The 22,153-nt window shown below is 63.2% G+C and carries 22 protein-coding genes; 9 read left to right on the top strand and 13 right to left on the bottom strand.

Annotated features, from left to right (window positions below):
- The first annotated feature begins 195 nt into the window (after positions 1–195).
- The 6 genes from B9G99_RS09050 to B9G99_RS09025 all read left to right on the top strand — a co-directional run bounded on the left by B9G99_RS09050 (position 196) and on the right by B9G99_RS09025 (position 6,322).
- Positions 196–522, top strand: coding sequence for a DUF485 domain-containing protein (locus B9G99_RS09050; RefSeq protein WP_086621790.1), 327 nt, complete (start codon positions 196–198; stop codon positions 520–522).
- Positions 519–2,186 carry a cation acetate symporter gene (locus tag B9G99_RS09045; RefSeq protein WP_086621789.1) on the top strand — a complete coding sequence of 556 codons (1,668 nt, stop codon included), beginning with the start codon at positions 519–521 and terminating at the stop codon, positions 2,184–2,186. Before B9G99_RS09050 ends, B9G99_RS09045 begins: the two co-directional genes overlap by 4 nt.
- A 168-nt stretch (positions 2,187–2,354) precedes the next feature.
- Complete coding sequence (locus B9G99_RS09040) at positions 2,355–3,011, top strand: OmpW/AlkL family protein (RefSeq protein ID WP_158521473.1); 657 nt, start codon at positions 2,355–2,357, stop codon at positions 3,009–3,011.
- 26 nt (positions 3,012–3,037) lie between these two features.
- On the top strand, positions 3,038–4,237 hold the full coding sequence (locus tag B9G99_RS09035) for a GGDEF domain-containing protein (protein WP_148663939.1): 1,200 nt from the start codon (positions 3,038–3,040) through the stop codon (positions 4,235–4,237).
- A 92-nt stretch (positions 4,238–4,329) separates the two neighbouring features.
- Complete coding sequence (locus tag B9G99_RS09030; protein ID WP_086621784.1) at positions 4,330–5,604, top strand: Nramp family divalent metal transporter; 1,275 nt, start codon at positions 4,330–4,332, stop codon at positions 5,602–5,604.
- Between the two features lie 22 nt (positions 5,605–5,626).
- Entirely contained in the window at positions 5,627–6,322 is a 696-nt protein-coding gene (locus B9G99_RS09025) for a glutathione S-transferase family protein (RefSeq protein ID WP_086621782.1), read from the top strand.
- A gap of 2 nt (positions 6,323–6,324) precedes the next feature.
- On the opposite strand, the gene B9G99_RS09020 is transcribed toward B9G99_RS09025, so the two are convergent.
- The 3 genes from B9G99_RS09020 to cbiE are packed head-to-tail and all read right to left on the bottom strand — an operon-like array spanning position 6,325 to position 8,943.
- Positions 6,325–6,864 (bottom strand): hypothetical protein, encoded by a 540-nt coding sequence (locus tag B9G99_RS09020; RefSeq protein WP_086621779.1) that lies wholly within the window; start codon positions 6,862–6,864, stop codon positions 6,325–6,327.
- Positions 6,854–7,657 (bottom strand): precorrin-4 C(11)-methyltransferase, encoded by an 804-nt coding sequence (gene cobM, locus B9G99_RS09015; RefSeq protein WP_086621777.1) that lies wholly within the window; start codon positions 7,655–7,657, stop codon positions 6,854–6,856. The genes B9G99_RS09020 and cobM overlap by 11 nt, the downstream gene beginning before the upstream one ends.
- On the bottom strand, positions 7,654–8,943 hold the full coding sequence (cbiE, locus tag B9G99_RS09010; RefSeq protein WP_086621776.1) for a precorrin-6y C5,15-methyltransferase (decarboxylating) subunit CbiE: 1,290 nt from the start codon (positions 8,941–8,943) through the stop codon (positions 7,654–7,656). The genes cobM and cbiE overlap by 4 nt, the downstream gene beginning before the upstream one ends.
- A gap of 108 nt (positions 8,944–9,051) precedes the next feature.
- Here cbiE and B9G99_RS09005 point away from each other — a divergent pair, with 108 nt between their 5' ends.
- Complete coding sequence (locus tag B9G99_RS09005) at positions 9,052–9,828, top strand: cobalt-precorrin-6A reductase (RefSeq protein WP_086621774.1); 777 nt, start codon at positions 9,052–9,054, stop codon at positions 9,826–9,828.
- On the opposite strand, the gene cobJ is transcribed toward B9G99_RS09005, so the two are convergent.
- From cobJ to B9G99_RS08985, 4 genes are all read right to left on the bottom strand, one after another.
- The gene (gene cobJ, locus B9G99_RS09000) at positions 9,817–10,602 is read right to left on the bottom strand and encodes a precorrin-3B C(17)-methyltransferase (RefSeq protein WP_086621773.1); all 786 of its coding nucleotides are present in this window, start codon (positions 10,600–10,602) and stop codon (positions 9,817–9,819) included. The genes B9G99_RS09005 and cobJ overlap by 12 nt on opposite strands.
- The gene (locus B9G99_RS08995; RefSeq protein WP_086621771.1) at positions 10,599–11,408 is read right to left on the bottom strand and encodes a precorrin-2 C(20)-methyltransferase; all 810 of its coding nucleotides are present in this window, start codon (positions 11,406–11,408) and stop codon (positions 10,599–10,601) included. The genes cobJ and B9G99_RS08995 overlap by 4 nt, the downstream gene beginning before the upstream one ends.
- Positions 11,408–12,079, bottom strand: a complete 672-nt coding sequence (locus B9G99_RS08990; RefSeq protein WP_086621769.1) for a precorrin-8X methylmutase — start codon at positions 12,077–12,079, stop codon at positions 11,408–11,410. Before B9G99_RS08990 ends, B9G99_RS08995 begins: the two co-directional genes overlap by 1 nt.
- 78 nt (positions 12,080–12,157) lie before the next feature.
- Positions 12,158–13,552: a hypothetical protein gene (locus B9G99_RS08985; protein ID WP_086621768.1), complete on the bottom strand. Its 1,395-nt coding sequence runs from the start codon at positions 13,550–13,552 to the stop codon at positions 12,158–12,160.
- 149 nt (positions 13,553–13,701) lie between these two features.
- Between B9G99_RS08985 and B9G99_RS08980 the strand changes: the two genes are divergently transcribed.
- Positions 13,702–14,352, top strand: coding sequence for a DNA-3-methyladenine glycosylase (locus tag B9G99_RS08980; RefSeq protein ID WP_086621766.1), 651 nt, complete (start codon positions 13,702–13,704; stop codon positions 14,350–14,352).
- Between the two features lie 75 nt (positions 14,353–14,427).
- Positions 14,428–15,174: a chromosomal replication initiator protein DnaA gene (locus B9G99_RS17115; protein WP_086621765.1), complete on the top strand. Its 747-nt coding sequence runs from the start codon at positions 14,428–14,430 to the stop codon at positions 15,172–15,174.
- Between the two features lie 15 nt (positions 15,175–15,189).
- Here the strand turns inward: B9G99_RS17115 and B9G99_RS08970 are convergent, their stop codons facing one another.
- The 6 genes from B9G99_RS08970 to B9G99_RS08945 all read right to left on the bottom strand — a co-directional run bounded on the left by B9G99_RS08970 (position 15,190) and on the right by B9G99_RS08945 (position 22,073).
- Positions 15,190–16,134 (bottom strand): efflux RND transporter periplasmic adaptor subunit, encoded by a 945-nt coding sequence (locus B9G99_RS08970; RefSeq protein ID WP_086621763.1) that lies wholly within the window; start codon positions 16,132–16,134, stop codon positions 15,190–15,192.
- A gap of 17 nt (positions 16,135–16,151) precedes the next feature.
- Positions 16,152–16,373 (bottom strand): DUF1656 domain-containing protein, encoded by a 222-nt coding sequence (locus B9G99_RS08965; RefSeq protein WP_157663191.1) that lies wholly within the window; start codon positions 16,371–16,373, stop codon positions 16,152–16,154.
- The gene (locus B9G99_RS08960; protein WP_086621760.1) at positions 16,363–18,438 is read right to left on the bottom strand and encodes an FUSC family protein; all 2,076 of its coding nucleotides are present in this window, start codon (positions 18,436–18,438) and stop codon (positions 16,363–16,365) included. The genes B9G99_RS08965 and B9G99_RS08960 overlap by 11 nt, the downstream gene beginning before the upstream one ends.
- Before the next feature lie 135 nt (positions 18,439–18,573).
- Positions 18,574–19,032: a hypothetical protein gene (locus B9G99_RS08955; protein WP_086621759.1), complete on the bottom strand. Its 459-nt coding sequence runs from the start codon at positions 19,030–19,032 to the stop codon at positions 18,574–18,576.
- 25 nt (positions 19,033–19,057) lie between these two features.
- Entirely contained in the window at positions 19,058–21,349 is a 2,292-nt protein-coding gene (gene flhF, locus B9G99_RS08950) for a flagellar biosynthesis protein FlhF (RefSeq protein WP_086621757.1), read from the bottom strand.
- A 136-nt stretch (positions 21,350–21,485) separates the two neighbouring features.
- Positions 21,486–22,073, bottom strand: coding sequence for a TetR/AcrR family transcriptional regulator (locus tag B9G99_RS08945; RefSeq protein ID WP_086621756.1), 588 nt, complete (start codon positions 22,071–22,073; stop codon positions 21,486–21,488).
- Positions 22,074–22,153 lie beyond the last annotated feature (80 nt).

The raw sequence follows: 22,153 nt of genomic DNA, 5'->3' as shown, positions 1-22,153 counted from the left end.
TGACGATACATCGTCTTTGATGATTCTGCTCATGAAGCGTGTTGACTGCCTTTATGGTCGGCAGTGCTTTTGCCCCTGAACGTCTCTTTGGTCGAATCGCGACTAAAGTGCTCTGCTCTTTTGTCCCGTTTCCGCGCAAGTATTAGTGGCCCTGCACATAAAAACGGTCATACACCGGGACAACAAGGATGAGCCATGAGCGGACCAACGCACAACGATACCCAGTGGCGCGACATTCAGCGCAATGCCAGCTTCCAGGAGCTGGTGCAAAAACGCTCCCGCTTTGCCATGACGCTTTCCGTCATCATGCTGAGCCTCTACATGGCCTTCATCCTGCTCATTGCCTTCGCACCCGGCGTGCTGGGTACTCCGCTGGCCCAGGGCATGACCACCACCTGGGGCATCCTCATCGGTCTGGGGCTGATTCTTGTGGCCATCGTCCTGACCGGACTCTATGTGCGTCGCGCCAACGGTGAATTCGATCGCCTCAATGCCCGGGTGCTTGAGGAGATCAGCCAATGATGACCGCAGTATTCAAGCTGACACTGGTCGCCGCAGGCAGCCTGCTCACCAGTGCCACGGCCATGGCCGATGCCCTGACCGGCCCCGTGACAAGGCAGGCCCTCAATGTGCCGGCCATCATCATGTTTCTGATCTTTGTCGGCATCACGCTCTACATCACCTGGTGGGCCTCGAAAAAGAGCCAGTCGGCCTCGGACTACTACGCCGCCGGCGGCAACATCACCGGCTTTCAGAACGGGCTGGCAATTTCCGGCGATTTCATGTCGGCGGCCTCGTTTCTGGGGATCTCGGCGCTGGTCTTCACGTCAGGCTATGACGGCCTGATCTATTCGATGGGCTTTCTGGTCGGCTGGCCGATGATCATGTTTCTGATCGCCGAGCGTCTGCGTAACCTGGGGCGTTATACCTTTGCCGACGTCGCCTCGTTTCGTCTGAGCAAGCGACCGGTCAGAACGCTGTCCGCCTTCGGCTCACTGGCGGTGGTGGCGCTTTACCTGATCGCCCAGATGGTCGGCGCCGGCAAGCTGATTCAGCTTCTGTTCGGCCTCAATTATCACATCGCCGTGGTCGTGGTCGGCGCACTGATGGTCTGTTACGTGCTCTTTGGCGGCATGCTGGCCACCACCTGGGTACAGATGATCAAGGCCGCCATCCTGTTGTTCGGGGCCAGCTTCATGGCACTGATGGTACTGATGCATGTGGATTTCAGTCTGGAGGGGCTTTTCAATGAAGCGGTGGCCGTACATGCCAACGGCGCCTCGATCATGAGCCCGGGCGGGCTGGTCAAGGACCCGATATCCGCCATTTCGCTGGGACTGGCGCTGATGTTTGGTACTGCCGGCCTGCCACACATCCTGATGCGCTTTTTCACCGTCGGCAACGCCAAGGAGGCGCGCAAAAGCGTGTTCGTGGCGACCGGTTTCATCGGTTACTTCTACATTCTCACCTTCATCATCGGCTTTGGCGCCATCATTCTGGTGAGCACCAACCCGGCCTTCAAGGACAGCACGGGGGCGATCATCGGCGGGACCAACATGGTGGCGGTGCATCTGGCCAATGCCGTGGGCGGCAGCATTTTCCTGGGCTTCATCTCGGCGGTGGCCTTTGCCACCATCCTTGCCGTGGTCGCGGGCCTGGCGCTGGCGGGGGCCTCGGCCATTTCGCATGACCTTTACGCCGGCGTGATCAAAAAGGACAACGCCGACGAGAAAAGAGAAGTGCGCATTTCCAAGATTTCCGTACTGGTACTGGGGGTGGTCGCCATCGTGCTGGGTATCGCCTTTGAGACCCAGAATGTGGCCTTCATGGTGGGTCTTGCCTTCTCGATCGCGGCGAGCTGCAACTTCCCGGTACTGCTGCTTTCCATGTACTGGCGTCGGCTGACCACCCGCGGCGCCGTTATCGGCGGTGGGCTGGGGCTGATCACCGCCATCGTGCTGATGATTCTTGGTCCGACCATCTGGGTACAGGTGCTGGGCCATGAAACGCCGGTCTATCCGTACGACTATCCGGCGCTGTTCTCAATGGCGGTGGCCTTCATCGGCATCTGGCTGTTCTCGGTGACGGACAACTCCGCCTCTGCCGAGCGTGAACGGGCCCTGTTCGATGCCCAGTTCGTCCGCTCCCAGACCGGCATCGGCGCCTCCGGAAGCGTCGCCCACTAACTTCCTTTTTCTACCGTCTCTCTCCTTCGCCCTGCCCTGAGCAGGGCTTTTTTGTTCAGCCGGATCAATACCTGTCCGGCTACCGACGTTGTGGATACTAAAGTTTAGAAGCCGTCATGCCGCTATCAACATAACACAATGTTACAAAAGCGGAGTCACCGGCGCATCATGCTGTCATATCCCAGAGGGTTATCTCAGGTTGCAGGGGCGACGCTTGCCATGGCGCTGTGCGGGCCATTCGCGATGGCCGCCAATAGTCCTTCCGGGCTCATGCAGGGTGACTGGCTTGTCAGGGCAGGCGCGGCGCGCCTTGCACCGGTCGGCATGCAATCAAACATCCCTGTCATTGGCGGAAACGTCGAGACGCTGGATGAGACCGTGCCCACGCTGGATATCAGCTATTTTCTGACCGATCACTGGGCCCTTCAGGTGGCAGGCGGGATTTCCTCCACCGCTTACCGGCTGACCGATTCAGCGTTTGGTGATTTCGATATCGGCACCGTTAAAACCGCCACACTGGCGCTGATGGCGCAATATCATTTTCGACCGGGAGCCGCCCTGAACCCCTACCTGGGGGCTGGCGTGGCACGCTCTCATACGCTTCGGGTGAATCCAGCCGACAATATTCCCGATTTTGACGTCGAATCCCTCAACAGTGTGATGCTGGGTGCCGGGCTTGACTACCACCTGAGCGGCCGCTGGTTCGCCAGTGCTGCCATGGTGTATATCAGCGTGCCGACCTATCACTTTGAAGGCGAAGGATTCAGCGCCGAGGTTGACATGGACACGCTTCTCACGGGACTTGGACTGGGATATCGATTCTAGCTCGTTTTTAAAGGCCCGGAACCTGCGTGAGGTCACGCCACATCATGTTCATCCACCCCGAGATCCTTTACCTGATTGGTGGCACCAGTCGCTGCACCTTTATGGTGGTCTTTTTGACCACAGTGATCTGCCAGCCCGAAGAGCGCTGCCTGCGGCACTGGCTCACCTCTCTGATGGCATCAGCGGCAGGGTGTTTTTGCATGTCACAAAGCCCGAGCTATCCGGTCGCCCCTTTTCCTCTCTCATTGATCGCCACCACGCTTTTCTCCCTGAGCCTGGGTCTGGCCTGGAGCGGGCTGAGACGTTTCTATCATCGCAGCGTCCATCTACCGACCTTGATGGTGATTACCCTGACGCCGGGGATGTTGCACCTGCTATTGCTGTGGCTGGAGACCTCGCAGATCCTTCACATGTCCACGACCTTTCTGGTCACGGCCATCATGGCCGTGCTGGCCATGGTTGAAATCCTCAGACCACCCCGCAGGCGGATACTGTCGCAGTATGTGGTGGCAATGGCCTTTTTTATCTATTTTCTGGCCCTGTTTATTCCGCTGGCCATGCTGGTGACTGGTGTGATGACCATGGAGATGATGGTCAGCGGACAGGCGGCCATTCTGGCGGATCAAATTCTCTGCATCCTGATTCACTCGGGCTTTATTGCCATGACCAGCGAACGCTCCGGCATGACGCTCAAGCATCTGTCGGAGACCGATCAACTGACGGGGCTGTCCAACCGCCGTGGCTTGCAAAGCGCATTGAAAAGACAGAAAGCACTTTATCGTCCCGGTCAGGTCCTGAGCATGATCATCATCGATCTTGATCATTTCAAGGCGATCAATGACCGGCTGGGACATGATGCCGGCGATGCCGTACTCAGGCAGTTCTCACAGCATCTGATCGCCATCACTCGTTGTCAGGACATGGCCGTCCGGTGGGGCGGCGAAGAGTTTCTGATTCTGCTGCCCGACACGCCTGTTGAAAAAGCCGCCCTTCTTGCCGAGCGTCTGCGGGCGCGGGTAGAAGGCACGCCCTTTGCGCTCGAACCAAAAGCACTGAACATCACCATCAGCCTCGGCGTGGCCGTCACTCCCGCCAATACCTGCGATTTCGACTCGGTGCTTCAAAATGCCGATGAGGCGCTTTATAAAGCCAAGCGTGAAGGCCGCAATCGGGTCTGTTGCCACGACCCATCTTCTCTTTCGAGGCCGCTGGCAGTTCAGGCCTGACGCCTTGATGCAACTCCACATGACATCACCTCTCGCATCAGGCATGGCAATTGCATGGGAAAGCATCATGCCCATCTGCCAGGAGGCCTGCCATGAAAACCGTGTCCACTCACGACAGCGCGCTTTACCAGGAGCGCGTATCACCAGGGATCGTTGAACGGCTGAAAGCGCTGGGCCCCGGCGCCATGGTCGCAGCCTGCATTCTCGGCCCCGGCTCGATCACCACGCTATCGGTCGCCGGTGCCGAATATGGCTTCGTCCTGCTCTGGGCCGTGCTGGGCGCCTCGGTGGTGGCCTTTTGCTTTCAACGTCCGGTGATTCGCTTTACTCTGGCCACCGGAATGACGGCCATGGAAGGCATTCGCCAGCGCATGGGCCGAAAGTGGGCCATTACGCTCTACATTGCACTCCTTTTGGGCGCCGTGGCCTTTCAGGCCGGCAACTTCACCGGGGCGGCGCTGGCACTCAACTATCTTTTACCCTCGATCCCCATTCTTGCCTGGGTGGGCATTCTGGCCATCGCTGCGCTGTTGATGTGCTGGGTCGGCATCTATCGCCTGCTGGAAAACATCAATCGGGCCATTGTCGCTCTGATCGTTCTATCGTTTGTCCTGACCCTGGCGCTGGCCGGCCCGAATCCCGGTGAAGTGGCCGCCACCGGCTTCTCGTTTCAGATCCCTGAAGGCAACTACTGGCTGATTCTCGCCCTGATCGCCACCACCCTGCCGCCCAACACCGTGCTGGGACTGTCGGCTTTCATCAAGCGCAAGTATTCAGGCGATACCACTACGCCGCTGGACAAGCGTCTGGCACTGTCACGCTTTGACCATACGACCAATGTGATCATTACCGGCGTGGTGATGGTCGCCATCTTCCTGTGCTCGGCAGCCGCCCTTCACCCGCTGGGTACCAGCGTCTCCGGGGCGGCTGACATGGCCGGTCAGCTCACCCCGGTGCTGGGGCAATATGCCGGCGTGCTGTTCTCGCTGGGATTATGGGCCGCCGGCTTCTCTTCGGGGCTTTTCAATATCGCCGTACAGCCGCCGCTGCTGGGTGAGGCGACCGGGCGACACGAGCGTGCGCGCAGTTCGCGTAATCGGGGGGTCATGCTGCTGGCTGCGCTGGCACCGGTGGTTATCGTGGCACTGTTTGGCAGCACGCCCATCGAACTGATTCTGACGGCACAAATGATCAACGGTCTGCTGCTGCCAGCGATCGTCGGCTCGATCTGGGTGTTGTGCAATCAGCGAACGCTTTTGGGCGCGCTCGCCAATACGTTCAGACAAAACCTGGTCTATGGCGGGGTCATGCTGATCGTCTGCCTGCTGGCGCTGCGGGTATTTCTGGGTATGCTGGGGATGATCTGATCACCCGCCAGGAAGGGATGTCATGCGATACCGTCTTCACATTGCCAACAAGAACTATTCGTCATGGTCGATGCGGCCGTGGGTATTGATGCATGCGCTTGGCATCGACTTCGAGGAGGTGCTGACGCCCTTTGAATACGGGATACGTCAGCCCTCGTTTGACACCTTCTCGCCGAGTGGCAAGGTGCCGTGTCTGGTTGACGGATCACTGACGGTATGGGATTCACTGGCCATCTGCGAATATCTGGCCGAGGCGCACCCACAGGTGTGGCCCCATGAGCCAGTGGCGCGCGCCTTTGCGCGCTGCGCCGCCGCCGAGATGCATTCAGGTTTTGCGGCCCTGCGCGATAAGTGCTCGATGAACTGTCGACTGGTGATTGCCCTGACCGCACCGAGCGAGGCACTGGCGCGGGATCTTGAGCGCCTTGACGCTCTGTGGCGTGCCGGGCTTGATCGCTTTGGCGGTCCCTGGCTTGCCGGCGATCGCTTTACGGCGGTTGATGCCTTTTTTGCCCCGGTGGCGGTACGGGTCAGAAACTATCAGCTTGACCTCGGTGAGCAGGCCATGGCCTACGTGGATCGACTGCTGTCCCACCCCAGCGTGGCGCAGTGGGTCACTACCGGCATTCAGGAACCCTGGCGCGAGGACTCTCACGAAGAGGACTGCATCCGTGATCGAAAGGTCGTCAAAGAGCATCAACCGCCCATCGAGAGCTGACGCTAGCGCAGCGTCTCACCGTCCTGGCGCAGCATTCGATTGCGCCAGGCATTCACGTGACCGACAAACTCATGGCCCCGATGCACGTGGGAAAGTGTGATGGGGTCGGTATCGGTAAAGCGATTGTCCACTTGGATCGGATAGGCCTTCGTGGCCCAGCGCACAAAGCCGGTGCCATAGCTGGCCTGACGTACATCGCGCCAGTTGGTCCCGACGATGCCACGTCGCCAGGGCAGAATACCGCGGTAGCACCACACGCCGTCCTGATCGGTATACAGACGCACGCGGCGAAGGTAGCAGAGCCGATAAACCAGCATGCCCAGCGCACAGACCACAAAGGCCATGCCGGCATAAAACAGAATCTGCGCCGTGATGGGCGTCATCATGATCCAGCGCGGCGAGAGCATCAGCGCAACGCTGATGGCGATCGCCACAACGCCCTTGAAAAGGGCGGCACCATAGGCCACCCATGACAGCCGGTGCTCCCTGAAGGCCAGGGACGCCTCGTCATCGGCGCCCCGACCGGGCAGGTCATTTTGCATGCCTCACCTTTTCCCTCTCTGACATGATCGAATCCTCAAAACCGTGACGAAACCGCCGACAGTAGCCGCTCTCATAGAGCGCACTGTCGCGAAAATCGCGGTCGGCCAGCGCAGGCCCCACCAGAATCAGCGCACTGCGCTCGATCGGATCCGCCGCCAGACGCTCGACAATATCGCTCAACATGCCCTGAACCAGACGCTCTTCCGGCCAGCTGGCCCGGTAGACTACCGCCACCGGACAGTCTGCCCCATAAAAGGGCGTCAACCGCGTGACGATCTCGTCCAGGCGATGAATCGCCAGATGAATCGCCAGCGTCGCCCCGCTCTCGGCAAAGGTTTCCAGCTGCTCGCGCTCGGGCATTTTCGAGGCTCGCCCGGAAAGCCTTGTCAGCACCACGCTCTGGGCCACCTCCGGCACTGTCAGCTCACGCTCGATCAGGGCAGCAGCGGCGGAAAAGGCTGGAACCCCTGGCGTCAGGGTGTACTCGATGCCGTGATGCTTCAGTCGACGAAGCTGTTCGGCCAGCGCGCTGTAGACGGAGAGATCGCCCGAATGCAGTCGCGCTACCGCCTCACCATTTTGATGCGCGCGCACGTATTCGGCCTCGATCGCCTCGAGATCCAGTGGTGCCGTGTTGACCAGCCGCACGCCTGGTGGACAGTGCTCCAGCAGCTCGGTCGCGACCGTGGAGCCGGCATAAAGACATACCGGGCACTGCGCCAGCAGGCGCTGGCCGCGTACGGTGATCAGATCGGCCGCCCCGGGGCCGGCGCCGATGAAATGAACCGTCATGATATCCCCTGAAAGTCCATCGGTTTGCTCCAGACCCACTGGGTGATGGTACGCGCCGGCGTCCAGCCGATCATGCTGCCCAGCGGTGCGGTCTGCTCAAGGCTCAGACGCAGCAGCTCACCGCCCAGCAGCCGGTGGCACTCGCCAAGGGCCAGTTCGCTTTCAAGCGTCACCGCATTGGCAACCAGTCGTCCGCCGGGGGCCAGCGCGTCAAAGCAGCGCGCCATCAGTGCCATGTTGCTCACGCCGCCACCGACGAAGATGGCCTGTGGCGTGTCCAGGCCGTCGAGCGCATCGGGAGCCTCGCCCTGAACAATATCCAGCCGCGGCGCGCCCAGCGTTTCAGCATTGAGACGAATGCGCTGACAGCGCTGCTCGTCACGCTCGATGGCCACGGCCTCAAGCGAGTCATCCAGCAACAGCCACTCGATGGCAATGGAGCCGGCACCGGCGCCGATGTCCCACAGCCGTTCACCCGGGCGCGGTGACAGCCGCCCAAGCGTCATGGCCCGGATATCCCGGCGGGTGATCTGGCCGTCGTGTTCAAAGAGTACGTCGCTGCGTCCCGGTGCCAGTCCGGCCACCGTGCCCTCGCCCTGCTGGACGATCTCGAGGGCCACGACATTAAGGGCATCAAAGGTGCGCGCTTCACGTGCCAGCGCCTGGGCAGTAAAGCTTTGAATGTTTTCACGCGGCCCACCCAGTGCCTCGAGCACGGTCATGCGACTCTCGCCCATATTGCGCTCGGTAAGCATGCTGGCCATCAAGGCCGGTGCGGCCCCATCGCTGGTGAGCGCTACAACGCGCACCCCCTGATGCAAATGACCGTTGAGGCGGCTCATGGCGCGCCCATGAAGCGACAGCAGTCGGCTTTTCTGCAGCGGCCAGCCAAGGCGTGCACAGGCCAGTGAAAAGGCCGACGGCGCCGGAAACACCTCCATCTCGGCAGCCGGAATGTATTCCGACAGGGTCGAGCCGATGCCGTAATGAAAGGGGTCGCCCGAAGCCAGTACGCACACCCGCTGGCCGCGCAGCGCCAGCAGCTGCTCGATGCCCTCGCTCAGCGGGGAGGGCCAGGCAATGGGCGTGCCACGAATCAGCGTGCCGGTCAGTGCCAGATGTCGGGTACCACCAAAGACCACCGAGGCCTGGCTGATCGCCTCGCGTGCCTTTTCACACAGCTCCTCGGGCCCGGACTCCTGGATACCGACGATGGAAAGCCACGCATCACGGTCATTGCCATCGCCTGCGACCGACGCATCAAAAGGGGCATCATTGAGGCTCATGCATCACTCTCCTGTTTTATTACGCCACCCATCACCCCATCGGGTATACAGTGACCAGCGCCTTGTGCGTTTCCATTACCACCAGATCAATTACGGCACAGACCGGCCATGTCTACATCACCCTTTTGTCATCATAAACGTGTCCTGCTGCTGGGCGGTACGCTGGAAGCCCGTCGAATTGCCGCGCGACTGGCTGGCATACCCTCGATATCGGTCACTCTGTCGCTGGCAGGGCGTACCCGTACGCCCATCGACAATGGCGTGACCACCCGCAGCGGCGGCTTTGGGGGTGTCACGGGGCTTGTGCACTGGCTGAAGACACAGCACATTGATGCCATCATTGTGGCCACTCATCCCTTTGCTGCCCAGATGGCACACCATGCCCACAAAGCGGCGCGGCACCTCGGTTTGCCCATTGTGCGGATCACCCGCCCCGGCTGGCAGCCACAGGCAGACGACCGCTGGCTTGAATGCGACACTCCCGAGCAGGCCGTCAGTCTGTTGGGCGAGATACCCCGACGGGTGCTGCTCACCTTCGGACGGCAGCAGGCCGCCCATTTTGAAGCCGCGCCGATGCATCATTATGTGATTCGCAGCATCGATCCTATCGACCCGCCGCTGGCCCTACCCCATGTGGATAACCTGATGGCACGCGGTCCCTTTACGCTGGAACAGGAGCGGCAAGTGCTGCGCGACTACGCCATCGACACGCTGGTGACCAAGCACAGTGGTGGCGAGGCCACCCGGCCCAAGCTGGTGGCCGCACGCGAACAGGGTGTTGACGTCATCATGATGCGAAGGCCCGCCATGCCCGACACGCCAACCGTCGAAGGCGTTGATGAAACCGGCATGACGCGGCTGCTCGACTGGCTCTCAGTGTGCTGAACCATCGGGCTCGGGGTCCCAGCCGGGTGCAAAGCGTGGGGTATAGACCAGCGACGCCTGCCCCGGTCTTGTGACCTCGCGAGTCTCTTCACTGCCGATGATCACAAGCGTTGCCATGTCGGCCTGCTCGGCACGAGCCTGACCGAGGGTCGTGGTCGTGATCCGTTCATCCGCACGCCCGGCGGCGCGAGCGAAAATCACCAGCGTCTGCGGGGCAAGTACCTCACGCAGACGCTCAAGCGCGACCCCCAGCTGCCAGGGACGGGCCTTCGAGATCGGGTTATACAGCGCCATGACCAGACCAGCGCCGGCACACGCCTTGAGCCGTCGCTCAATCAGCGCCCAGGGCTTTAAATTGTCGGACAGCGAAATGGCTGCAAAGTCATGTCCCAGCGGCGCACCACAGGCCGCCGCCGCGGCCAGCATGGCACTCACGCCGGGCACGATTTCAAGGGGCAGCGCGCGCCACGCATCGGGACCTCGCTCGATCTGCTCACAGACGGCCGCGGCCATGGCAAACACCCCCGGATCGCCGCCGGAGAGCATTGCCACGCATTCGCCGCCGGCCGCCAGGCCCAGCGCCTCACGGGCACGCGCGCCCTCCTCGCGGTTGTCCGACACCACCCGGCGCGGATCATCGAGGGCAACCACACGGTCTACATAGGGGCCATAGCCGTAAAACCAGTCGGCGCGGGCCAGCGCCTCAACCGCCTGCGCCGTCATGTAGTCGGCCTCACCCGGTCCCAGTCCGATCACGATCAAACGACCGCTCATGAGCGTGCCGCCAGGGTATCAAGCGCGACCGGATGCGTGCAGGCCGCCCAGCCAGGGACCAGCACGATCGAGAAATACGGTGCCGGGCGATCATCACGTTCAATGAGTCGCATGATCTGCTCCCCTTGCATGGTGGCGCGCTCGACGTACAGCGCCCGCTCCAGAAGGCCCGCCCGGCTCAGCGCCGCGCGAATATGGGGCAGATTGCGACCGACCTTCATGATCACGGCCGCCTCGCTGCGCGACAGGCGATCCACCAGCGCTGCCTCGTCAAGCGTCCCCGGCAGGATGGTGAGCACGTCATCACCCTGACAGATCGGTACGCCGGCGCTCGACCAGCCCCCGGCCATGCCGGTCACTCCGGGGATGACTTCGACCTCGAAACGCTCGCGCAGGCGCACATGCAGATGCATCCAGGAGCCGAAAAAGAGCGGGTCGCCTTCCGAAAGCACGGCGACACTGCGCCCGGCGGACAGCTCAAGTGCCAGTCGCTCGGCGCTTTGCTCGTAAAATTCGGCAATGGCCTGGCGATAGCCACTGGAGTGGCGATGCAGCTCGGTGGTCACCGGATAATACAGCGCCAGCTCCGGCTGACCGGGGCGCAAATGTTCACTGATCACGCGGCGAGCATTGCTTTGATTGCCGGCCTTGGCAAACCAGGCGACCACATCGGCCTCGGCCAGTACCCGCGCGGCCTTGAGAGTCAAAAGCTCCGGATCGCCGGGGCCGGTGCCAACACCGTAAAGACGCCCGGAAGCAGGCGGCTGACCGCCGGAAGATGCCAAAAATTCGGAAGTTGATCGCATCACAGTCGGTCGCTTGCGAGCGCATTGATGGTGGCAGACGCAATGGCACTGCCGCCCATGCGTCCGCGCACCGTGATAAAGGGAATGTCGAGCCCGGCATCGATCAGGGCCTGCTTGGATTCCACAGCACCGACAAAACCCACCGGCACGCCGATAATGGCCGCCGGCCGCGGTGCACCCTGATCGAGCAGATCCAGCAGATGAAAGAGTGCCGTCGGCGCATTACCAATGACCACCACACCACCGTCAAGCTGCTCGCCCCAGAGTTCGATCGCCGCGGCCGTGCGGGTATTGCCGATGCGAGAGGCAAGCGCCGGCGTGCGCGCATCATGCAGGGTACAGACCACGTCATTGTTCGCCGGCAGACGGGCTCTCGTCACGCCACGCTCGACCATGCCGGCGTCGCATAAAATCGGGGCGCCCTGAAAAATGGCCTCGCGCGCGCGGGTGATATCGCCACCGCCAAAAACAATCTGCTCGGTCAGGGCCACCACGCCGCAGGCATGAATCATGCGCACGGCCACTTCGGCTTCCAGCGGTGAAAAGCGGGTCAGATCCGCTTCCGAACGGATGATGGCAAACGATTGACGATAGATGGCCTGCCCGTCATGTTCGTATTCATACAGGGAACGTTTGGCAGGTGCGTCATGAGTGCCATGGCGATCGGTCATTGGTTCCCTCGTCTCAAGGATGGGTGTCGGGGCGGTCAGGCGCGCCATTCTACACCGGCGCTGCCTCAGCGTCCGCCCTTACGCATCGGTATCATGCGCGCTGCCGGCGCGCAGCAGGGCCACGATGCGCTCCTCACCGACGCAGGCCAGGCTTTTTGAATCCAGCGGCAACGCATGACCTTCTTCGGCAAGTGTCTGCGCCAGATGTTCGAACGCCGCCTCAAGCGAGGCAGTATTCTCGGCGATCAGGCGAGGCACACCGCGAGGGTTGCCCTGAAAGACCAGGCCGATGCCGCGGGCCGTGCCGACCAGCGTGAACGTGACCGGGTCCAGGCTGGCACAGCCCTTGGCGCAGCCGGACAGATGCAGCCTGACCGAGGCGTCAAAAAGCGTCGACCAGCACGTGCTCAACGTCCCTGCCGTGTCATGCGTGCTCATGAAGGCACTGGCACAGCCCGGCGCCCCGGTACAGGCCACGATGGCCAGGCGGGCATCGTCATCGGCCACGATTAGTCCGGCCTCGCGCGCCGCCCGGATAATCCCGTCGATATCGGCATGCTCCCGACACAGGATTCGCCAGTGCCGACCGGGTGCGGCGGCAAAGCTCAGCGCACCGAGTCGCTGCGCCTCGCGCGTGAAACGCAGCAGTGACAGCGCCGGTACCTGACCAAACGGCCAGACCACATCCAGCACGTCGCGCTGGCGCCGGGCACCCGCATCCGGCCCCTGATAGAGGCCGCTACGCGGCGGCGGGGCCCCGGGACGACAGCCCAGCAGGTCGCAGAGCGCATAGATCGAAACATCGGTCAGCAGGTGATGGGCGCGCGCGCGCGGCCCGAGCATATCGATTTCACCGAGAAGCCCCAGCACGGCGCTGGCAAGCTTTGACGCCACCATCCAGCCCAGCCAGGTAGCACTGCCGTGATCGCCGGCCAGACCCACCCAGCCACCGCGGGCGCCGTCCAGACGTATGTGGACATCACCGGAAAGCCCGGCAAGCCCCGCCCAGCCGCCGGCATCAATCACCACGGCACACTTGGGCGCAAGCGTCGCCGGCGCCCCGGTCAGAATCTGATCGCGCAGGCGGCGCGCCAGCAGTCCTGCAGAGGCATCAATGGCCTCGTCACTGTCCATCAACGGGTCGATCGATACCGCAGGCCCTGCGCTTTCCAGCCAGTGACGCGACAGACGCCGGGTCAGATAGTCTGCCAGTTCCCGGTGCGCGCCAGCGGCCAGCCCGCGCAACTGGAGATTGCCGCGACGAGTGACCTCGATCAGGCCATTACCGAAGCGCTCTGCCGCCTCGCACAGCGTAATGACCTCCTCGCCTTCGAGTGGCGCCACCAGCGGTGGCAGGCGCGCCAGCCAGCCGTCTCCGGTTTCCATGGGCGCACTCAGTGACGGGCAGGCACCCCGCGCGCCCTGCCAACCGGGCAGGCGCCGTTCATTGAAGTCATTCGGTTCAGGCAACATGAGCGTTCAACCACGCCATAAAGGAAAATTCGGACCTCATGAGACAGCGAAACGCGCCGTGCTCATCCATGATGGAGGGCCATGCTATCGCATCCGCCGCCCGGACAGACAACGTCTCTGCGGGTCAGGTGTCTCGACAAGGAGGTTCAATGCAGGAAATCCCCAGGCCCGCCCCGCTGCCCAGAAGCTTTTACCGGCAACCGACCCTGGAGGTGGCCCGCCATCTGCTGGGATGTCATCTCATCGTTGACGATGGCCGGGAGCGCCTGATCGGCCGAATCACCGAAACCGAGGCCTATCTCGGCCTTCAGGACACCGCCTGTCACTCTTCGCACGGGCGCACTCAGCGCACCGAGGTCATGTTCGGCCCGCCGGGTTATGCCTACGTCTACATCATTTACGGCATCTACGACATGCTCAACCTGGTCACCGAGGTCGAGGATGATCCCTGCGCCGTACTGATCCGCGCCATCGAGCCGGTTCAGGGCGAAGAGACCATGATCGCCCGGCGCAACGGCAAGCGCGGTCGCGAGATGCTCAACGGCCCCGGCAAGCTGACCCGGGCCATGGGCATTACCAAGACGGCCTTTAACCGGATTGATGTGTGCCGCGGCGAAGGCCTCTGGATCGAGCCGGGCACGCCCGTGAATGAGGACGACATTATCCGCAGTCCGCGCATCGGTATCGACTATGCCCAGCCTGAACACCGTGACGCGCCCTGGCGGCTTCGCATTGTCACGCCGCAGCTGCGACGCCAGCTCGAAAAAAGGGCGGCACGCCAGGACAAGGCCAAAGGGTAACCCCGGCATGGCGCGTACCAGCACTCGCCAGGCTAGAATGGGGACTGCGCTGAACGACTCCCGGGAGGGACCGTCATGAGACCGTTACTGGCAGGGCTGGTGGCACTGATGATCAGCAATACGGCTGCGGCCGATGATCAGGCACCGATACGTTCGCACTTTTCTCAGGACCGATCGCACTTTTCGCAGAACCCATCCTGGTTTTCACAACACCGGTCGCAGTTTCGCCAGAACGACGCCTTTGGCGAGCGCGACTGGCACCATGCCGGTCGGCCGGGCTTCGACGGTCGCCCCGGATTCGATGACCGACCCGGATTCGATGACCGACCCGGATTCGATGACCGACCCGGATTCGATGACCGCCCCGGGTTTGACGGTCGGCCCGGGTTTTACGACCGTCCGGGATTTGGCAACCCTCCGGTGTATGACGGTCAATGGGGCTATGACGGCCGACCGGGATTTGGCTGGCATCGTCCTCAGCGCATCGATCCCGACGAGCAGCTCAGGCGTCACTACGAACGTCTGTATGACGCCCAGCGCCGCCAGTTCGAGCGAGAACAGCGCGACACCATCTACGGCACTGCCCCGCACGGCAACGGCTACTACGGGCCCGATCGCTGGCAGCACCCCGGCTATCGCCCACCGAGCGGTTATCGCCCACCAAGTGGTTATCGGCCGCCCTCGGCCGGCTACCCGCTGCCGCCTCACGGCTATCCACTGCCCGGCCAGGCGCGCCCACCCGCCTTCAGTCAGCCCGACCGCGGCGCGGATCTCTACGCGGACCCACGCGGCCCGGCCCCGGCAACCCCCTACAGCCGCTAGCCCCTCCGGCGGCTGCTAGATGTCGAACAGGGATTCAAGCTGGCGACGCAGTGCCGCACCCCAGCCATGCTCATTCGGCTCGTGACCGGGGGCGTCAACGTAGATGGTCGCCGTCTGACCAGCGGAGAGCACCAGATCGTCAGATATATCATCAAGGCGGATGCGTACCGGAATTCGCTGAGACAAACGCACCCAGTCAAAGGAAGGATTCACTGCCGCCAGCCCGCCGGACTGCCCGGTCAGACTGTTATCAACGATGCCGCGCGCAATCGAGTCCACGTGGCCGTGCAGGTCGCGGTCGCGTCCCAGCAGGCGCACGCGCGCCGGGTCCCCCGGATGAATGGCCCCCAGCTTGGTCTCCTCGAAATAGCCCAGCGCATAGAAGCTGTGCTGATCGACCAGCGTCATGGCCTGGGTGCCGGAACTGACGTACTGCCCCGGACGCAGCTGCTGATTGGTGACATAACCGTCCACCGGGGCGCGTACCTTCGAGCGCTCCAGATCAAGCCTTGCCGCGCGCACCGCTACTTCGGCGTTCTGGACGCCGGCCTGAGCCGAGCGATACTCGAAGCGGGCGTTGTCACGCGCTTCCTGGGAAACGTAGTTGTTCAGCCGGTCGCGCCGGTTGCTGGTGGCCTTCGCTTCGTCGCGTTGCTCCCTGAGCTGGGCCAGATTGGCCTGGGCCTGATCAAGGGCCAGCTGATAGCGTGCCTGGTCGATGGTAAAGAGCACATCGCCCTTCTCAACCAGATCGTTGTCATGAACCTCAAGGGTATCGACCAGCCCCGAGACATCCACGCCGACCTGAACGATATCGGCGCGAATGCGCCCATCGCGTGTCCAGGGATCATGCATGTAGTGATGCCAGATCCACCAGGCCGCCAGCAGCGCAGCCCCCACCAGCAAAAGCGTCAGCACCACACGCAAAAAGCGCCCGGCCAGCGCAGACACGCCGTTCATACCCGACTCCTTGTCCGTCATGTTCTTCCTCCGGCCGGCAGTGCACCGCTGAGCATCAGCACCGCCCACAACAGCAGCGTAAAAATGGCGATATCCGCCAGCACCGGCTGCCAGAAAAATCGATATAGCGCGAAATATGACATCACGCGGCGCACGCCCCAGAACAGCAGCAGGGCCAGAAACACCGGCAAAAACAGGGGCGGCGTCAGAAACCCCAGAAACGACCACTCATCGAGCATCCATGGCTCCTTGTTCATCCTCGCCCTGCGACAGGGCCTCGCGGGCCTGGGCCGCAGCACCCGGCAGATCCCGCAGCAGATGCGAGAGCATCTCGAACTCTCCGATCAACGCCGTGGGCAACGGTTTTAAATCATAAAGGGCCGTCGCCTGCGCCTCGCTGTCGGCGGCCAGGCGGCGCCAGGCCTGCTCGTCGCGCCCGGCCAGAAGCAGCTGTCGACCAAGCCCTGCAACCCAGCGTTCGATCTCGCGCTGCTGCGGCCCGCTTGCGCGTGCCAGACGCCTCAGCCGCCACAGGCACATGGCCAGGGCATGCAGATCCACCGCCTCGCGCAGCATCTGCTCACCGCTGCCCAGCGCCAGCAGGCGGCTCAGCCGGTCATACAGCCGGCTTTCAAGCCAGGCCCGCGACGGCAGCCGCCGGGCCCGCGTCACCCGCTCAAGACCGCGCCAGTAGGCCGCCACCAGGGTTTCAAGCCGCTCGGCAGGCGCGCGCTGACGAAAGAGCGAATAGGTCACCATGGTCACGATGGTGCCCAGAATCGAGGCCAGTCCCCCGTTGATGAACTGGGTCGGATGGAAGACGTACGTGCGGTGCAGGTTCAAAAGCGTCATCAGCGTGACCGCGCCGGCAAGCCCGACGGCGGCGTAGCGCATGTGCGGCGTCATCAGGGTACCGATCACCACCGGCACCGCGATGCTCAGCGCCAGAAGCGGAAATCCGGTAATGGAAGGAAAGACGACATAGGAAAACAGACAGCCAATGATCACCGCCCAGATCGTGCCGGTCAGAAACTGTCTCACTACCGCCGCCGGGTTGGGTGCCTTGGCAAACAGCACGATAAACACCCCCAGCAGCATCATGGAGAGATAGCCGGAGGTCCAGCCGCTGTGAATCCAGAAAAGCCCCAGAAGCTCAAAGGCGATAAACACGCGAAAGGCGTTGTAGCGCGCCACGCCATATTCGGGGTGATGTGTCCGGCGCGGGCGGCGCCCGGTCAGCCTGATCAGCCCGGCATGGCGATGATGGCGCATGGCAAGACTCAGCGCCCGGCCGTGATGCAAAAGCTGCATGACCTCGCCCAGGCGCTCGCGCACCAGCGTGGCCCGCACCAGCGTCACGGAGTCTTCCGGCGAGACCAGCGTTGCGACATCCGGAAGCTTCGGCAGTTCGGGGAGCTGATCGTCGTCCTGATCCAGCGCCGCCAGAAAGGGCAACGTCGGCGTGCGCAGGGCCATCATGAGGTCATCACAGCCCTCGCAGTGCGATAGCCGGTCGATGGCCTCTTCGAGCTCACGAAGTCCGGTCATCAGCGCCAGACTGTCCCCGGCAAAGCGGTCCAGTGCCGGCAGGAGCCGGCGAAAGCGGCGAAACTCGAAGCGTGCCAGAGCGTGCTGGGCCTCGAACTGCTGATGCTTGCCCATCAGGTGGCGCAGGCGTTCATTAAGCACCGCTTTTGGGCGTGCTTGAGTGATCGCCACGCGTGCTTCATCGGCCGCGCCACTGATCAGGGCCGCAAGCGTACCCGGCAACGCACGACTGCCAAAGCGCGGCGCAATGAGCACGTGCATCAAAAAGCCGGCCCCGATGCCCAGCGCCGTCTCGGTGGTCCGCGCCAGCGCCAGATCAAAGATGTTGTCCACCCCGGTGCCGATGGCCGTCAGCGAGACCAGCGTTGCGGTATAGCCGCTGAGCATCATGATGTAGCTGGCCGGCTCATCGTTTAACAGCATCACGCAGAAGGTACAAAAGGCCAGCCAGGCCCCGGCGGCCAGCAGATAGAGCATCGGTTGCTGGGCAAAAAGCGCGATCAGCACCAGCCCCATCAGCGCGCCCAGAAAGGTACCGATCAACCGACCGATGCAGCGATGGATGATAATGCCCAGCGGCGGTGTACCGCCGGTGAACATGACCGGCTGCAGGGTCACGATCATGACGGCCAGAATCGCCCAGGCCGGTTGCGCCAGGTCCAGACGCAGCGCGACATAGAGCGCCAGCCAGACCGCCAGCACGGTGCGCAGCGCCAGCACCCAGTGGTCACCGGTAATACTCGAGGCAATTCTCATCGACAATGATCAGTATCGTGAACGACGCATGCCGCCGCCTGGCGGGCATGAAAGCCCACAGGCGGACGGCGACAGGCGCAAGGGAAATATCGTAAGGGTGCGAAGTATTTCATTAACAATGAGCTGACGTCTACCTTAACCCCACGTCAGTGATGCCGTGACGGCCTGATGCCAGGCCTGTACCTCCTGCATCAGTGACACGCCCAGATGGGCACGGGCGGCACTGATCAGCCCCGACGCCCATGTCGCATCAGGCGCGTTCAACAGCACGGTTCGCGGCATGCCGGTGTGGTATAACGCGCGCAGTGCCTCGGCAAGCCCCGGGGCACTGCGGGCCTCGAGCTGTCTCAGATCAAGCACCCACCAGGGGGAATCCGGCACGGCTTCCGGCAGGGGCGCAGACAGCACCAGCTCGTGTGGCTGCCAGTGTGACACACCTTCTGGCAGGCTTAACCGGGAGGCCAGCCTGTCAGGGCCCGTGCCTCTCCCCTGCCAGGTCATGATGACCAGTCTGGCCGGCACCGTTCGGGCATCCTCTCTTGCGGTGTGCGTCTGCGACCACTGACGCAGACCGCTGGCCTGATCCCCCGACATCAGGCGCGCTCCCAATGATCCAACCTCACGAGCGCGCCTCGCGGGCATCCATCAGCGCATCGCGGGCCGTGAAAGCCTGCATCAATGCCTCCAGCAGTACCGTGCCGGTACGGCGGCGGGTGCCGCCGGAGAGATTGAACAGCTGCGCCCGCACGTCCATGGCCCAGTCCTCGCTGCAAAGCTCCAGCCGCGTGGCCAGTGCCGCCAGGCCCGACGCCAGCTGCAGCCGGGTTTCGCGATCGCTTCGCGCCACGCCACTCTCTTCCAGTCGGCGCATGGCCTGGCGGGTCAATCCCTCAAGCCCTTCCAGCGCCACGGCACGAGCCAGCCTGGAGGCCACATCGCGCCCGGTGACGGCATTGGAGAGCCAGTAGCGCTGCGCCAGCACGCGGTTGTCATCCACATCGTGAAGCCTTGCAAACCACACCAGTACCTCGACAGGGTCCCCACTACCGCGCGTTTCATACAGCGCCGGCAGACAGGAGAGCACCATGTTGACCGGACGGGCGCGCCAGCGACACTGACGCTGATTGATCTCGGCAGCAAGCCCGGCCAGATCGGCCAGCCGCTGACGCTCTCCCTGATAGCGCACCCGGCGCGACGCCGTGGCGGCCGACATCCACAGCTGCCGGTCGGCCGCCAGACGGTGCATTTCATCAATCTGCGGTAGCGCGGCCATCAGATGCCACGCGCTCTGATGGGTCTCGCGCGCCCAGCGCATGCGCTCGGCTTCCGAGGTCGGCAGTCGATGTCGCAACCAGGTCTGGGGCAACGGCAGCCCGTGGTCATCCAGCGACACCAGCGGCATGCTCCAGTCCTGTTGACGTGAGCCCTTCTCCTTTGACCACCACAGGGCGTGCTCCTCGTTGGGGGCGACCGTCAACGGGGAGCGCGCCGCCATGTGGGCCGCAAAACTTTCCCCGGGGGCATTGCTCAACCCATGGGCCCAGAGCTGCTCCAGCAGCGGCGTGCCGGGCGCCCGGCGGGCCAGGGTATCAAACATTGCATGCAGGGCGCGCCCGTGGCTGACCACATCTCGGGACAGGGCATGGGCCTTTGACTGGCGCGTCTGCCCGGCCATCTCGGCAAGAGTTGCCGCGTCGTAGCCAAACGGCGAGGCGCTGTCGACCGAGAGCGCCTCATGAACCAGCGCGGCGACATCCACCGCGGCCAGGTCTTCCGGCACACGCTGCCCGTTGGCCACAAACAGCACCTGCAGCCGATGGCGGGCCAGAATATCCAGTACGGTGGCCGGACGGGCAGACTCATCGAGTTTGGTAATGATGCAGCCACGAATCGGTGTGCCGGCCCGGTCGGCGGCCTGCTGATAGGCCGCGACCACCTGCTCGAGCGTGTCGCCGTGGCTGGCGGCGTCCAGCACCAGCAGGGTCGCAATGGGCACGCCTGCCTCGCCAAGGCGCGCCACTTCAGTGGCAAGGCGCGGGTCGCGCTGACTCATGCCGAGGGTGTCGATCAGGATGGTGCGCTTGGGCGTGGCCCGCTGCATCTGCAACAGCGCCCGGCGCGGCGTCATGAGACGCGCCAGCAGCGCGCCCAGATCACCGTCGCCTTCCAGCGCATGCACCTCCACCCCCAGAAGGCGTGCATAGATGCGCAGCTGCTCCTGGGCGCCGATACGATAGCTGTCAGTGGTGATCAGTGCCGCGTCGCGGTTGCCATGCGCCATCACGTAGCGTGAGGCAAGCTTGGCGGTGGTGGTGGTCTTGCCCACGCCGGTCGGCCCGATCAGCGCCATCACGCCGCCTTCGGCAAGCAGGTCACTGTCGGTCTCCAGAGTTTCAAGTCGCGCCGCCAGCTGCCGACTGATCCAGCCGTTGAGCGCCTCATCAATGTCCTCATCGGCGGTATCGGCAAATTCCGCCGGCAGCAGCGCGATCAGCTCGCGCACCAGCGTCTGACTAAAGCCCACGCCGATCATGCGCTGGCGCAGACGCGTGGCCGGTGTGGCCTTCTCCTCGGGCGCAGTGGGCGTGCTCAGGCGAGCGTCGAGCAGATCGCGCATGGCGGCGAACTCATCCATCAGCCGGGCGCTGAAGGCCTGCGTTTCCTGTGGGGCAGTCACCGCCGCCGAGGACGAAGCAGGCATCGGGTCAGGCGTCGGGGCAACAGGCTCGGGCGGCGCGGGTTCGGCCGGCTGACCGGTCAGGCTTTCCTGGTCGGCATCGAGCATCGCGACGATCTCGACGCCGCCCTCAACCTGACGGTTGGAAAGAATCAGCGCCTCGTCACCCAGTGACTCGCGCACCTGACGCATGGCGTCACGCGCGCTGGTGCCGATAAAACGGTGTACCCCCATGCCCTGGCTCTCCTGATCGGCGGCGATGGTGCCGGCCGCCGGGTGTCATCCTTAAACGGCGGCCTTCATGTCATGCCGCCAAGGGTGCCACGAGCACGCCGGGGGCAATCAGGAGGAATGGGCCCGAATTCATGCCTTATTCGGTATTCGCCCTAAAGTTTTCGCAGGCGCTGCCGAGGGCCCGTCGCACCCAGTGGCGCAATCGCGTCTCGCTCAGGCTCTCGGGGGCATGACTGACCCGATAGAGCAGGGGTGCCATGATGACATCGATCAGCGTATCGACCGATGGCAGCGATGACTCACCGCGATCGCGCGCGCGCGACAGCATCAGCGCGATCTGCTCGCACTGCCAGTCGTAACAGCGCGTCCGAGGGTCGTGGCTGGCACTGCCGAGTGCATCGGCCAGCGCCTGCTGGCCGGGCCTTGAAGTCATCTCCTCCATGAACTCACCGGCCCAGACCATCAGATCTTCCTCGAGCGAGCCGGTATCGCTTAACGGCGCTTCCGGCCGCAGCCGCTCGGCCGCCACGTCGGCCAGCAGTTCACGCAGCGAGCCCCAGCGTCGATAGATGGTCGACGGGGTGACCCCGGCGTGCTCGGCGATCATCGGGATAGTCAGCTGCGTGCGTCCCTCGCCGTCATCCAGGGCGCTGACGGCGGCGTGGACAGCCTGCTGCACCCGGGCACTGCGTCCGCCGGGGCGAGGAAGCGGTTTATGGCTCATGAGGCCTCTTAACGCAAAATATTTGCTTTAGCAGGCGAATCACCTACACTGCGCGCATTCTAACGCAAAACCTTTGCTTT

Source organism: Kushneria konosiri, assembly GCF_002155145.1.
GTDB lineage: Bacteria > Pseudomonadota > Gammaproteobacteria > Pseudomonadales > Halomonadaceae > Kushneria > Kushneria konosiri.
The sequence above is the reverse complement of the archived record's forward strand: the minus strand, read 5'-3'. Positions and strand labels throughout refer to the sequence as shown.